Annotated in this window: 15 protein-coding genes; 7 read left to right on the top strand and 8 right to left on the bottom strand. The window is 65.6% G+C overall.

The features are described from left to right. Positions 1-62: 62 nt before the first annotated feature. From ACSQ1X_RS04915 to ACSQ1X_RS04940, 6 genes are all read right to left on the bottom strand, one after another. Positions 63-584 (bottom strand): hypothetical protein, encoded by a 522-nt coding sequence (locus tag ACSQ1X_RS04915; protein WP_436056857.1) that lies wholly within the window; start codon positions 582-584, stop codon positions 63-65. Positions 585-654: 70 nt separating this feature from the next. Next, positions 655-1,911, bottom strand: coding sequence for an MFS transporter (locus tag ACSQ1X_RS04920; protein WP_436056858.1), 1,257 nt, complete (start codon positions 1,909-1,911; stop codon positions 655-657). After that, a complete protein-coding gene (locus ACSQ1X_RS04925; RefSeq protein ID WP_436059262.1) occupies positions 1,908-2,285 on the bottom strand; it encodes a MarR family transcriptional regulator in 378 nt (125 codons plus the stop codon). The genes ACSQ1X_RS04920 and ACSQ1X_RS04925 overlap by 4 nt, the downstream gene beginning before the upstream one ends. A 228-nt stretch (positions 2,286-2,513) precedes the next feature. Beyond that, positions 2,514-2,909 carry a DUF1801 domain-containing protein gene (locus ACSQ1X_RS04930; protein ID WP_436056859.1) on the bottom strand — a complete coding sequence of 132 codons (396 nt, stop codon included), beginning with the start codon at positions 2,907-2,909 and terminating at the stop codon, positions 2,514-2,516. Positions 2,910-2,925: 16 nt separating this feature from the next. Continuing rightward, a complete protein-coding gene (locus tag ACSQ1X_RS04935) occupies positions 2,926-3,423 on the bottom strand; it encodes a DinB family protein (RefSeq protein ID WP_436056860.1) in 498 nt (165 codons plus the stop codon). 67 nt (positions 3,424-3,490) lie between these two features. Beyond that, positions 3,491-3,814, bottom strand: a complete 324-nt coding sequence (locus ACSQ1X_RS04940) for a hypothetical protein (protein WP_436056861.1) — start codon at positions 3,812-3,814, stop codon at positions 3,491-3,493. A 146-nt stretch (positions 3,815-3,960) separates the two neighbouring features. Here ACSQ1X_RS04940 and ACSQ1X_RS04945 point away from each other — a divergent pair, with 146 nt between their 5' ends. Both ACSQ1X_RS04945 and ACSQ1X_RS04950 read left to right on the top strand, forming a co-directional pair. Beyond that, positions 3,961-4,461 carry a mycothiol transferase gene (locus tag ACSQ1X_RS04945; RefSeq protein WP_436056862.1) on the top strand — a complete coding sequence of 167 codons (501 nt, stop codon included), beginning with the start codon at positions 3,961-3,963 and terminating at the stop codon, positions 4,459-4,461. 4 nt (positions 4,462-4,465) lie between these two features. Next, entirely contained in the window at positions 4,466-5,353 is an 888-nt protein-coding gene (locus ACSQ1X_RS04950; RefSeq protein ID WP_436056863.1) for a class II glutamine amidotransferase, read from the top strand. Positions 5,354-5,386: 33 nt separating this feature from the next. On the opposite strand, the gene ACSQ1X_RS04955 is transcribed toward ACSQ1X_RS04950, so the two are convergent. Continuing rightward, complete coding sequence (locus ACSQ1X_RS04955) at positions 5,387-5,839, bottom strand: SRPBCC family protein (protein WP_055799258.1); 453 nt, start codon at positions 5,837-5,839, stop codon at positions 5,387-5,389. Positions 5,840-5,896: 57 nt separating this feature from the next. Then, positions 5,897-7,498, bottom strand: a complete 1,602-nt coding sequence (locus ACSQ1X_RS04960; RefSeq protein WP_436056864.1) for a PucR family transcriptional regulator — start codon at positions 7,496-7,498, stop codon at positions 5,897-5,899. Between the two features lie 142 nt (positions 7,499-7,640). Between ACSQ1X_RS04960 and ACSQ1X_RS04965 the strand changes: the two genes are divergently transcribed. From ACSQ1X_RS04965 to ACSQ1X_RS04985, 5 genes are all read left to right on the top strand, one after another. Beyond that, positions 7,641-8,936, top strand: coding sequence for an alpha-hydroxy acid oxidase (locus ACSQ1X_RS04965; protein WP_436056865.1), 1,296 nt, complete (start codon positions 7,641-7,643; stop codon positions 8,934-8,936). An 82-nt stretch (positions 8,937-9,018) separates the two neighbouring features. Next, positions 9,019-9,921, top strand: a complete 903-nt coding sequence (locus ACSQ1X_RS04970) for an ABC transporter substrate-binding protein (RefSeq protein ID WP_055799251.1) — start codon at positions 9,019-9,021, stop codon at positions 9,919-9,921. 6 nt (positions 9,922-9,927) lie between these two features. After that, a complete protein-coding gene (locus ACSQ1X_RS04975; RefSeq protein WP_436056866.1) occupies positions 9,928-10,992 on the top strand; it encodes an amino acid ABC transporter permease in 1,065 nt (354 codons plus the stop codon). Next, positions 10,989-11,756 (top strand): amino acid ABC transporter ATP-binding protein, encoded by a 768-nt coding sequence (locus ACSQ1X_RS04980; RefSeq protein WP_436056867.1) that lies wholly within the window; start codon positions 10,989-10,991, stop codon positions 11,754-11,756. Before ACSQ1X_RS04975 ends, ACSQ1X_RS04980 begins: the two co-directional genes overlap by 4 nt. A gap of 239 nt (positions 11,757-11,995) precedes the next feature. Then, positions 11,996-13,510 (top strand): MFS transporter, encoded by a 1,515-nt coding sequence (locus ACSQ1X_RS04985; RefSeq protein WP_436056868.1) that lies wholly within the window; start codon positions 11,996-11,998, stop codon positions 13,508-13,510. The last annotated feature ends 67 nt before the right edge of the window (positions 13,511-13,577 follow it).

Below are 13,577 nucleotides of genomic sequence, written 5' to 3' on the forward strand. Positions count from 1 at the left end.
GGGGTGGTTGAGGCAGTCGAAACTCGGTGCGTGTGGAGTTCAGCGCTTCGTGGAAGCGCGGCTCACCACCATCGGTGTTTCCTGGGGATCAAACCGGCGAGCGACGCGAGGCCGCCGGCGCAGAATATAACTCCCACGAAACCGCCGATCCCGTCACTTACCGGTCCGGTGGCGAGAAACGCGCCGAGGCCGAGGCCGGCCAGGCCGCGGCCGAGACGCCACGCGCGGTTCGCCCTAGGGTTCGACTCGTATCTCGATACCCCATACTTCCGCCGTTCGCCTCCACCGTTGCCTTGCGGGTTCGGATCAGTCTGAGTGGGTCCCTCAACAACGCCGCCGAATTCGTTCACCCACGGGCCGGTGCCCACTTCGGGGCAGTGGGCGTGCACGCTCTCGTCGATGGCAGAGAAGTCCGCTGGGAATCCCCGGTACATCATCTTCGAGAGGCTCACATCGAATTCCACCCTGCCATCTGCCCAGTAAGCGTCGTAGGTGACGAGGCGCACCGGGCGGTGCAGCCACCTTGAAGGGCTGATGACAGCCGTCGCGCGTACGGCGACTGGCTGATCTGCGGTTTCGGGCATGGATCGATCGTTGCACATCTGCGCCCGGACGTGCCCCGCCCGCCCAGCCCGGACTACGCGTCCGAGACCCTCAAGTGCTGGCGCGTCTTCCGGGAAAGGCGGTCCGAAGCTGTGCCCGGAACGTCAGTTGACTTCGCCGGCTGACCGCGATGATGGAGAGCAGGCCTGTCAGCAGCACCACCGCACCGCCGGCGGCGACTGACCATCGGGCACCGAACTCGGTGCCGATCCACCCCATAAGAGGAGCGCCGACGGCGGTGCCGCCCTGCAGGACGGCCAGGTAGAGGGCCAGTACGCGTCCACGGAACTGCGGTTCCACGGAGAGCTGGATGCTGGTGTTGCAGCTGTTCAGGAAGGTGATGGACGCCAGGCCCACCGGTATCAGCACTGCGGCGTAGAGCCAGAACGACGGCGACACGCTGCCGACCAGCGTGAAAAACCCGAGTCCCAGGGCGCCGCCAAGCATAAAGCGCAGCCGGGGGGCGGAGCGGCGGGCCGCGAGCAGGGCGCCGGCCAGGGTCCCGACGGCCATGATGGAGCCCAGCAGCCCGAACTCCCCGGGACCTGCCCCGAATACCGCGGTGGACATCAGCGCGTTGGTGATGGGGAAGTTCATGCCGAAGGCCCCAAGTACCCCCACCATGACCAGGATGAGCACCAGGTCCGGCCGGCTCCGCACGTAGCGCAGGCCCTCGGCAACCTGGTGCTTGCCGCGGACTGCCACTGTGGTCGGGGCCAGTTCCGAGGTGCGGATCCGGAACAGCGAGATGATGACGGCGGCAAAACTGGCTGCGTTGATGAGGAACACCGGGCCGGTTCCCACCCAGGCAATTAGGACGCCGGCGATGGCTGGACCGGTGAGCCGGGCCGTGTTGAAGGACGCGGAGTTCAGCGCCACCGCATTGGCCACGCTGTCCTGCCCCACCAGCTCCGAGACGAACGACTGGCGGGCGGGTGCGTCAATGGCGCTGGCCAGTCCCAGGCACAGTGCAGCCAGGTAGGCGTGCCACAACTGGGCGGTGCCGGTGACCACCAGGAGTCCGATGGCGAGCCCGCACAGACCCATCGCCAGCTGGGTCCACAGCAGTATCAGGCGTTTGCGGTGCCGGTCTGCGAGCACGCCGCCGTAGGGGCCAAGCAGCAGCATCGGCAGGAACTGCAGGCCAGTGGTGATGCCGACGGCGGTGCCGGAATGGTTGGTGAGGACGGTCAGTACCAGCCAGTCCTGCGCGATGCGCTGCATCCACGTGCCGATGTTGGAGACAAGTGCGCCTCCCGCCCACAGACGGTAGTTGGGGTTCTCCAGTGCCTGGAACATGGCGCTCATTTGGCGCTCAGCTGCTGCATGATGTGGGCGGCGCGGCTCAGGATTCGCCGGTCTTCGTCGCTCAGGCCCGCCACACGCCGGGCCAGCCAGGCGGTCCGCTGCTCACGGGCCTCGGCCAGGATGGCCGCGCCGGCCGGGGTAATTCCCACCTGGACCTGGCGGCCGTCGCGCGGATGCGCGGTCCGCGTGACAAAGCCTTGTTCCGTGAGTGCGTTGACGATCCGGGTCATGGACGGCGCCTGCACGTGCTCGCGTTCAGCCAGCTCGCGGAGGGTCTGCGGGCCGTAGCCGTTCAGTTGGGCCAGGACCGTGTACTGGCCCGGCGTAATGACGTCTCCGGTTGCCTCGACGCGGAGCCTGCGGGAAGTGCGCATCACCGCTGTCCGAAGGTCGATGGCCAGAATGTCCGGCTTGATGCTGTCCCTTGCCTCGCTGCCCGTGGGTTCCTTGTCCGTTGCCGTCACCGTGTGGTGCGCCTCCTGAATATACTTAGCACTGCTAATTAGCTCTGCTAACCATTATGCTCCGGCGAGGTGCGCGCGGCAAGCACGTGGGGCAGAGGGCACCTCAGAGCTGGTGGTGAACGTTCGCCGCCGCACCGGCTATTCGGCGCCCTTGAGCTTCCGCCAACCGCCGGCCCGGTTGTTGGCGATGATGGCCCTGAACATCTCGCCGAGTGCTTCCTCGTTTACGGCCTCGCCCTCGCGGAACGCGACGGTGCGGGCCGTTTTGTTGGTGTGCCCGGCAGTGATGATGCCGTGCGGATCCGGGACGATGCCGCCGTCATACATAAAAACGTTGACGTGGTCCTTCGCAGCAAGGAGGGCGCAGATGTTTCCGTCCAGGACGAAGTAGGGCTGGACGGTGCGTTTGATGGTTTCGGCGACGTCGGGATCGGTGGCGTGGACCAGGTCGCGGACCTGCCGGCAGATGGCCTGCTGCCAGGGCGGGAGTGCGTCGATGTAGTGGTCCACCCGCGGGTCCTTGGTGTAGTCCACGGCGGTGTTCGGGGCCTCAGCCGGCCAGGATCTGCTCGCGCAGGATGTCGGCGTGCCCGCAGTGCTGGGCAAGCTCTCGCAGCATGTGCAGGTACACCCAGCGCAGCGGCAGCGGCCCGCGGCGGTTGCCGGGGAGCACGTCGTCGAGCTCCATTGCTGACGTCGCGCGGCGGGATGCCTCGCAGGCCCCGAGGTGGGCCTGCCGGATGGAGGCTATGGTGTCCTGGTGGTCGAGGATGAACGACTCATCCGGGGTGGCCGGGATGCCGATCTCGGCGCGGGACCGGCAGGTGATGGCTTCGTCGAACCAGACCTTTTCCACGAAGGTGGCGTGCTTCACCAGGCCCAGCAGCGTGGTCCGCGACGGCACCAGGGAGCGGCGCGCCTGCTCCTCGGTGAGCCCGTCCAGACAGGAGTTGAGCATGCTGCGGTGCTCATTGAGGAAGGCCTCGAACTGGACGCGGACGGGCTGGTGGAGGACGTCTTCGGCGAGCGTGGCGGGGAGGGGAGGCATGGGTGAAGTATTGCAAGGCCGCCGGCGCGGGGCAACGGCTCGGGCAACGACTATCGCAAGGGCCCGGCTACTGGGCCGATCGCCGGGTGCGGGCCTGGCGCACCAGCTGGGTGAACGCACCCACGAAGACGGCCTCGATCAGCACCATCAGTCCGAGCAGCAGCCACTGCCCCTCGCTGATGAAAACAATGGCGCCGGTGAGGACCAGCACTGTCCCGAGGATCAGTGCGTACACGGCGAACCCGATGGCCACCTTGGCGCTGCGCACGCCCGTGCGGAAGCCAAAGCCCAGCGGCTGACCTCCGGGTAATCCCTCGATGCGGTCGGGGCCGGCTGGTGGGAGCCTGTCGAACTCCTCCCACGGGTCCCGTGCCTGATCCTGGTCCGTCATAACTCCATTATCCCGCGCATCCGGTCCGCGCCGGGGCCCGGACCCTGCCATCCCGAATCAGACAACGAAGCTGCACCCCGGCCCTATCCGGCAGCGCAGCTTCCGTGCGAGCATGGGCCTCACCGACACTCCGTGAAGGGTCAAAAATGAAATCCAACGAACTGCTGCTGGACGCCTTCGGCCGGATCCGCGAGGCTGTGGCGGACACTCTTGAATGGGTGGACGATGACGTTCTGGTCCGCCGGCCCTCGGGAACCGGGAACCCGATTGTGTGGCTGATCTGGCACCTTGGCCGGGTGGAGGATGCGCAGGTCGCCTCGGCGGCGGGCTTGGAACAGGTGTGGATTTCGCAGGGGTTCGTGGACCGCTTCAACCTCCCGCTTCGCGAGCGCGACACCGGCTACGGCCATTCCAGCGTGCAGGTGGATTCGGTGAAGGCCCCGCCGGAGCTGCTGCTCGAATACTACGACGCCGTCCACCGGCAGACCGCGGACTTCCTGCAGACCCTCGGCGACGAGGATCTGGACCGGATCGTTGACACCCGCTGGGACCCGCCCGTCACCCTCGGGGTGCGGCTGGTCAGCACGATTGCCGACTGCCTCCAGCACGTGGGGCAGGCCGCCTACGCGAAGGGATTGAAACACTGACTGATTGCTTTCACAGCCTGCCATGTGCCGACTATTCGCGCTGCACGCCGGTTCCCGACCGGTCCGAGCCACGTTCTGGCTGCTGGACGCCCCGGACAGCCTGGCGGACCAGAGCCGGCGGGAGCCCGACGGCGCCGGCATAGGGACTTTCGACGCCGATGGTAGGCCCCGCGTAGCGAAACAGCCCCTTGCCGCGTGGGAGGATCACGCTTTCGCCCGTGAGGCACGGGACCTGAAGAGCACGACTTTCCTGGCCCACGTGCGGTATGCCAGCACTGGCGCACATACTCTGGTCAACACCCACCCGTTCGAGCAGGACGGGCGGCTGTTTGCCCATAACGGGGCCTTCGGTGATCTCGAACGGCTCGATCAGCGTTTGATCGAGCTTGGCGCTGCGGACCTCGTGTTAGGCCAGACCGACAGCGAACGACTCTTCGCGCTCATCACTGCCGAGACCCGCCGCGCCGGAGGTGCCGTTGGGGAAGGTATCACCGCCGCGATCAAGTGGGTCGCTGCGGAGTTGCCCGTCTTTAGCTTGAACATCATCGTCACCACGGCCACGGACCTGTGGGCGCTCAGGTACCCGGCAGCCCACGAGTTATACATTCTGGAACGGGACCCGGCCGCTGCTCCGGCTCCGGCGGCCCCTCTGGACGCGCGGAGCAACCGGATCCACTCCCGCAGCACGGAACTTGCCTACAATCCGCATGTACTTTTAGCTACCGAACCGATGGACCATAACCCGGCCTGGCGTCCCATGACATCCGGCGAACTGGTGCACGTCGATCAGTCCTTGACGGTGACCGCCACGTACCCCTTCCCGGACGCCCCCGCGCATCCGCTCACTCTCGCCGATCTTGAACCTCATGCGGCGGCGTCCCAGAAGCCTTGACCCCTGATCCACCGAACCGCACATGGTTCGGGACTAACCCCGGCCACCTACCAGCGCCTGCAGTTTCTCGAACGATTCAGTCCAGCCGCCGCGGTGCAGTTCCAGCCGTTCCTCCGTGAGGAACGGTCCCTGCGAGAGCGCCAGGCGCGTGCCGTCGTCGGCCGTTTGGAGCGAAAGGTCGACGACGGTGTCCCGGTCATCCGGCGTCGGTTCCTCCCAACGGAAGGTGTACACGAGGCGCCAGGGAGGATCGATCTCCAGGAACTCGCCTGAGAGGTGGAACGGCTCACCGTCCGGTGGTGCCATGCGGAACCAATAGCGGCCGCCTTCCGCGAGGTTCAGTTCGGCTGACGGGATGGTGAAGCCGTGCGGTCCCCACCACCGCACCAGTTCGGATGATTCGGTCAGCATCCGGAAGATGTCTTCCGGAGGCGCAGGGAGCCTGCACTCCAGGTTCAGGACCAGCCCGCCGGTTTCCACTTTCATGGTTAAACTCTGGCATCCTGCGGACACTGACGAAAGAAGCTGACGGAAGAAGCGGCTCTATTGGTTGTGCCTCGCCCACAACTGCAGCCATACGAGCAGGCGCGTTTCGGGATCGTCCAGGTCGATGCCGAAGAGGGTCTCCACCCGGGATAGGCGGTAGCGGACCGTGTTGACGTGCACGTCCAGAGACTTGGCGGCTTCGATCGCGTTGCCACCGCAGCTCAGGTAGGCGTGGATGGTCTCTTCGAAGGACTTCTTATGGTGTTCGTCGTACTCGGCGATCCTGAGGGCGTGGGTCCCGGGCAGCTGGCCGGACGCCGTCAAAGACGAGGCGATCTGCCGCAGTTGCAGGCGCGAACCCAGGGATTCGTCGTCGGCCACCACGTCATCGGAGTCGGCAGATATTCGACCCTCGACGACGTTGCGAACCAGCTCGGACAGGACCAGTTCCGCGTTGACCCTGGACTCAGCAAGCCGGTCGATCGTAGCCGCTGCCCCCAGTGCGGCCAGCACCGGGCGTGAGAGAAGCCGCCGTGCGTTCTGGACGATTTTGAGGATCGCGCCGCGTTGAAACTGCAGGGACGATTCGGTGCTCTGCGGCAGCACGATGTACACGATGCCGTCTGAGAGCCCGCAGACTGCGGAGGGCACCCGGATGGCGCACGCGGTCCGGATGGTGTCGAAGAGCCGGAGACGTGACTGCAACGTTTCGGCCGCTATGGCGTCCGCCGGCCAGACGCTGAGGGCGGCCACCCGGATGGAAGCTGCCGATATTCCCAGCCGGATGGCGGCCAGCTCGGCGCGCTCGGGTTCGAACAGCAGCGGCTGAACCAGATCCATCTGGCGGGTGAGGTTCGAGACGTACGTGGTGCGCTTGTGCAGGATATGGAGCGCGGCAACATTGGCGGCTTCACGCAGGATCCGGTCCGCGTCCTCGTTGTGGTGGTCGGCGCGTTCCAGCAGCCAGAGCGATCCCAGCACGGCGCCGCCGGCCCGGATGGCGATGGCTGTACGCCGGAGCCGGGGGTCCGCCGTCGCCACATCCAGCGCATCGCTCGCGGCATGCACACGCCGGTAGTCCTTGTCGGTTTGCACGGAATGGGGAACGTGCAGGCGCAGGATGGAGCTGCGCCGGGTCTCGTCGATGGGCTGGTCCGGGAGGGTGGAATAGGCCAGGATCGTCTGGTCCGGATCGGCGATCGCAATGGCACCGCCGGCCTGGGCCGCCACCGTGTTGGCCAGATCGAACAGGTCCCCGGGACGGATGTCCACCAGGGTGCGGCCTGACTGCCGGTGCGGGACGACGGCGGCGTCCATGATCTCGGCCAGCTGGTTCCACGGAACCGAGTCGGAGGCACGGAAGAGGGCCAGCCCCGTTTCCCGGGCGGCTGCCCGGAGGGCGGCGTCCGGGTTGCCGTTGGATTTGTAGACGATTGCCACGTAGCCGGCGTCCTTCAGTTCCCGGACCTTCACCCGCAGGCGTTTGCCGGACAGCGACAGGCCGATGGCCAGGGCAACGGCGCCGGGGAACGTGGCGGGCGTGGCCGTCGAGTCGTACAAGACCGAGCCCGCGACAACCTGCTGGTCATCGGCCGGCATTTCGACGAGGCTGACAATTTCCGATCCGGCCGAGCGCGCCACATCTGCGAGCGTAGGCAAAGCATGACTCGCGGCCGCGGGAAACACCTTCACGGTGCCGCCCGACTCACTGTTTGGTAGTTGCTGCTAACGCGGAGCTCCTCAATTTGTCGCTATCTCCATAGTGGCACGGAGTTCCGCTTCCTACGCTGAACCATAACGCATGCACGCACTGGAAAGGCCGTCATTGAAAATCAGCGAAGCCAGGCAGCTCGTCCAGATCAAAGCCCCCGTATTATCCCGACGACGCCGTGTGCTGGCCAACGCTTTTAATGTGGAGGAATACCGGAAATCGGCACGGAGAGTCCTGCCCGCCGGGATTTTCGATTATCTCGACGGCGGTTCTGAAGACGAAGTGACGCTCCGCCGGAACCGCGCCGTCTTCGATTCCTGGGCCCTCATGCCCAGCTGGGGGCCGGTCTCCGGACCCGACACCAGCACCACGTTGCTCGGGAAGAAAAGTGCCCTGCCCCTGACCCTGACGCCCACCGGCGCAACGCGCCTGTTCCATCCCGAGGGCGAGCTGGCCGTCGCCGCCGCGGCTGACCGGGCGCGCATCCCCTACGGGCTGGCCGGGCTAAGCACCGTGTCCATGGAAGCAATTGCGGAGAACCACCCGGCCCTCGACCGCTGGTTCAACTTCGGGCTCACCTCCGACGCGCAGGCCCTGAAGGACAAACTGGCGCGCTGCGAAGCCGCCGGATTCACCACCCTGATTGTCGGCGTCGATACCCGGGCGTTAGGCGCCAGGGAACGGGACCTCCACAACGGCTTCACCGCGCCTCCGGCGCTGACGCTGTCAACCATCGCCGACATCGCCCGGCGGCCTTCGTGGTGGATCAACTTCCTGACGTCGGACGGCATCAGTTTTCCCAACCTGGATCCGCGCAGTGCCGCGGCCACCTCCGTGGTCACCCCGTCCATGTGGCAGCACATCCTTGGCCACTCCGATGCCACCAGCGGATGGAAGGAACTGGAAGCCTTGCGCCAGGCGTGGCACGGCAAGATCGTGCTCAAGGGCTGCGTCAACCCGGCAGACGTCGAGAAGGCCGCCCTGATCGGCCTGGATGCCGTCCAGCTCAGCAACCACGGCGGCCGGCAGCTGGACCACATGCTCAGTCCCATGGATGTGCTGCAGGAATCCCGGCAGCGGGTGGGCGATTCGATTGAGATCTATGTGGACTCGGGCATCCGGCGGGGGAGCGACGTCCTCAAGGCGCTGGCGCTGGGTGCCGATGCCTGCTCGATCGGCAGGGCCTACCTGTACGGATTGGTGGCGGCGGGCTCGCCGGGCGTCGGGCGCATCATCGAGATTTTCTCGGACGAACTCCGGCGTACCATGACGTTAGTAGGCGTTTCCAGCATTTCCGAGGTGAAAGCTCGAGGCGGGGAGATTCTCCGGGACATCCGTCATTCCGGCGAAATCCTTGAATCAACGGCGTCAGGCAACAAGCACTAACGAGTTCTGAACAAGTACACAGTGCACTTCTCCCGCAGACCCGCGGGCACCCCGAGAATCTCCCTGAATAGCTAAGGAAGCCATGCGCACCCGATACCTCCTTCCCGTCCTCACCATAGCCACGGCGCTCACACTCTCCGGCTGCGTCGACAACAGCGCACCACCCGCCACCGGCGGCGCATCCGGCACCGCTGACGCCGTCGACGTGAAAAAGAATGATTCCGTTGCCGCGATGCTGCCGGAGAAGATCAAGAACGCCGGCGTGCTCAACGTCGGCATGGCCAACAACTACCCGCCCAACGAGTTCAAGGACGATAACGGAGCGCCGGCAGGGTGGTCCGTGGACCTCACCAACGCCCTGGGCCAGGTAATGGGCCTGAAGGTCAACTTCGACATCGGCACCTTCGACAACATCCTTCCCGCCGTGCGCGCGGGGAAGGATGACATGGGCATGTCCTCCTTCACGGACACGCTGGAACGCGAAAAGCAGGTGGATTTCGTGAACTACTACTCCGCCGGCATCCAGTGGGCCGCCCCGAAGGGCAAGACCGTGGACCCCAACAACGCCTGCGGGCTCAAGGTGGCCGTCCAGGCAACCACGTATGAGGACACCCACGAGGTGCCCGCCAAGTCGAAGGCCTGCACCGACGCCGGCAAGCCGGCCATCACCATCTTCAAGTACGACGCGCAGGACCAGGCTACCAACGCCCTGGTGGTGGGACAGGTGGATGCCATGAGCGCCGATTCGCCCGTTACCCTCTACGCGATCTCCAAGACCAAGGACAAGCTGCAGACCGCCGGCGACGCGTTCGAAGTGGCGCCCTACGGCATCCCCGTGGCCAAGGGCAGCGAATTTACGCCGGCCCTCCAGAAGGCGCTGCAGACGCTGATCGACGACGGCACCTACACCAAGATCCTGTCCAAGTGGGGAGTGGAAGCCGGCGGAATCAAAACGGCGGACCTCAACGTGGCAGCCAAGGGGTGATACAGCATGAGCGAGCCGGAATCCGGCCGGATGATTGAGGCGGACCCCGCCAGGAATGCGGACCCCGGCAGGAAGCCGGATCCCGCCAGGAAGCCGCGGGCCGGCAGGGCAGGGGACGACGACGGCGCGCCGCCGGAAGCGATCGTGGCCATCCCGCTGCGCCACCCCTGGCGGAATGTGGTGGCGGTGCTCCTCATCATCGGGCTGGCAGTCTTTGTGCTGGATGCCGCCCAGCGCCCGGACTACGGCTGGGCGGACGTGGGCAAGTACATCTTCGACCGTCGGATCAGCCAGGCTGCGTGGGTCACCCTGTGGCTGACCATCTACGCGATGATCGGCGCGATCGTGATCGGGCTGCTGCTGGCGATCATGCGGCTTTCGCCCAACCCTGTGCTGAAGAGCATCGCCTGGCTGTACATCTGGATTTTCCGGGGAACCCCGGTGTACGTGCAGCTGGTGTTCTGGGGCATCGTGGCGCTCATCTATCCGGTATTCACGCTGGGCATCCCGTTCATGGACCCGTGGGTCACCATCCCGAATGAGGTGTTCACCAACCTCTTCATCACCGCGGTGATCGGCTTGGCCCTCAACGAGGCCGCCTACATGTCCGAGATTGTGCGGGCCGGGCTGCTGTCAGTGGACGAGGGGCAGGCGGAGGCGTCGACGGCGCTGGCCATGTCCTGGGGGCAGACCATGCGGTACGTGGTGGTTCCGCAGGCCATGAAGATCATCATTCCACCCACCGGCAACGAGGTGATCTCGATGCTCAAGACCACCTCGCTGGTGGCGGCGATCCCGTTGAGCGTTGACCTCTACGGGGTGTCCCGCGGTATCTCCGCCGTGACGTTCACGCCGGTGCCGCTGCTGATTGTGGCGTCGCTCTGGTATCTGCTCTTCACCTCAGTGCTGATGGTGGGCCAGCACTTCATTGAAAAGCGGTTCTCGCGGGGAACCGGCCGCGCCAAAACGGGCAAGGAAGGCACGACGCCGGAACCGGCACCTGCCGCGCTTCCCGGCGGCCCCGGCGTTCACGGCGGACCGCTCAGCAATGACTTTGGAGGAAAAGGATGACGGACGCGCCGATGGTGCTTGCGGAGAAGGTCTCCAAGAATTTCGGCACCAATAGGGTGCTGCGCGGAATCAACCTCAGGGTCAACCCGGGGGAGGTTCTCTGCATGGTGGGGCCCAGCGGCTCGGGCAAGTCGACGTTCCTGCGCTGCATCAACCATCTGGAACGGGTTGACGGCGGCCGGCTTTCGGTGGACGGCCAGCTGGTTGGCTACCGCCAGAAGGGGGACAAGCTCTACGAACTGAAGCTCAAGGAAGCAGCCTTCCAGCGCCAGGAAATCGGGATGGTGTTCCAGCGGTTCAACCTGTTTCCGCACCTGACCGCGGTGGAGAACATCATTCTGGCCCCCATGCGGGTCAAAGGCATTTCCAAGGCTAAAGCCACCGCGCGGGCCAAGGAACTGCTGGAGCGCGTGGGACTGGCGGACAAGGGCGATGCCTATCCGGCGCACCTGTCCGGCGGCCAACAGCAGCGCGTGGCCATCGCCCGCGCACTGGCCATGGACCCGAAGCTGATGCTCTTCGATGAGCCCACCAGTGCCCTGGACCCGGAACTGGTGGGCGAGGTGCTGGACGTCATGAAGGAACTGGCCAAGAGCGGCATGACCATGATTGTGGTGACCCACGAGATGGGGTTCGCCCGGGAAGTGGCGGACACCCTGGTCTTCATGGATGAAGGCGTGGTGGTGGAGGCCGGGCCGCCCCGGCAGGTCCTCAGCGATCCACAGCATGAAAGGACCAAGGCGTTCCTGTCCAAGGTCCTCTGACAGCGTTTTGTAGCCTTCCTGCTCGAACAGCACCGTGATCGTGTCCTCCTCATGCGGCGTCGTCGTAATCCTCTGCGTAGCCGCGCATCATCTCGATAATGTGCGCGGGTCATTGAGGAGGGCGGGCAGCGGTGGGAAAATGGTCGGAGCACCGCACGTGAGCCGCAGTGGCTCCTCTCGACAGTTCGGCACGCTTGCCGGGCACCTGGGTTTGGCCGTTTCGTGGAAGGGCCGCAGCTATGACCGTTCAACGCCCGAAAAAGCGCCGCCTCCGCGTCACGGACGTCAACGTGGTTCACCATCCCACCCTGAGGAAGGCGCTGGGCGGCACCATCGTCGGCAACACCATGGAGTGGTACGACGTCGGGGTGTTCGGTTATCTGATCACCACCATGGGCCCGGTGTTCCTGCCCGAGGCCGATAAAGCGGTGCAGAACCTGTTCCTGCTCGGAACCTTCGGTGCCACGTTTATTGCCCGGCCCCTCGGCGGCGTCTTCTTTGGCTGGCTGGGTGACAAGATTGGCCGCCAAAAGGTGCTGGCCATGACCCTGATGCTGATGGCGGCCGCGACGTTCGCCGTCGGCCTCCTCCCGGGCTACGCGGTGCTGGGAATCTGGGCCGCCGTCCTGCTGGTGGTCACCAAACTGGTGCAGGGCTTCTCCACCGGCGGCGAGTACTCCGGAGCCACCACGTTCGTGTGTGAGCATTCCCCGGACAAGCGCCGCGGTTTCTTCGCCAGTTTCCTGGACATGGGCAGCTACCTGGGCTTTGCCCTGGGAGCGGCGCTGGTCTCGGTCCTGCAGCTGACCCTGGGCCAGGACCAGATGGAGGATTGGGGCTGGCGCATTCCCTTCCTGATTGCCGGGCCGCTCGGCATTGTGGCGATCTACTTCCGGATGAAGATCGAGGAATCACCCGTCTTCCAGGCAACCCTGGAAGCGGAACAGGAATCAGCCCGGCACCCTGAGACGGGGGAGGTGCTCGGCGCCATGGGCCCGGCAGGAATTTTCAGGGCCTACTGGCGCAGGATCGTGCTGGCCATGATCCTCGTGGCGGCCGCCAATACGGTGGGCTACGCACTCACCTCCTACATGCCGACGTACCTGACCAGCAACAAGGGGTACGACGAGATCCACGGAACGCTGCTCACCATCCCTGTCCTGGTGGTCATGTCGCTGTGCATCCCGCTCACCGGCCATCTCTCGGACAGGATCGGACGCCGCCCCGTGCTGTGGATCGGCGCGGTCAGCACCGTGGTCCTGGCCATCCCCGCGTTCAGCCTGATCGCGGTGGGAACCGTCCCGGCCACCCTCGCGGGCCTGGCCCTGGTGGCCTTCCCCGTCACGTTCTACGTGGCCAACCTCGCGTCTGCCTTGCCGGCACTGTTCCCCACGGCGCACCGTTACGGGGCCATGGGCATCGCCTACAACTTCGCCGTCGCCATCTTCGGCGGCACCACCCCGTTCATCATTGCCTCCCTCATCCAGGCGACCGGCAATGACATGATGCCCGCCTACTACCTGATGGCCACCTCGGCGATCGCCGTGGTCACCATCTACTTCCTGCCGGAATCCGCCCGCCGGCACCTGCCCGGGTCGATGCCCAGCGTGGACTCGGACGAGGCAGCCCGCGAGCTGGTGGCCACCCAGGACGAGAACCCGCTGCTGGACATGGACACTTTGCCTTTTGACAGCAGCTACGAGGCTGCGCGGGCGTCGCACGCGGGCCACACGGGAACGACGCCGGGCGGTTGAGCTGAGGGGACTATATGGCCATGCGGGGACTTTCGACTCTTCCCCGCACGGGCCGCGCAGGCGAGGG

The organism is Arthrobacter sp. LjRoot78 (genome assembly GCF_964254335.1).
GTDB lineage: Bacteria > Actinomycetota > Actinomycetes > Actinomycetales > Micrococcaceae > Arthrobacter.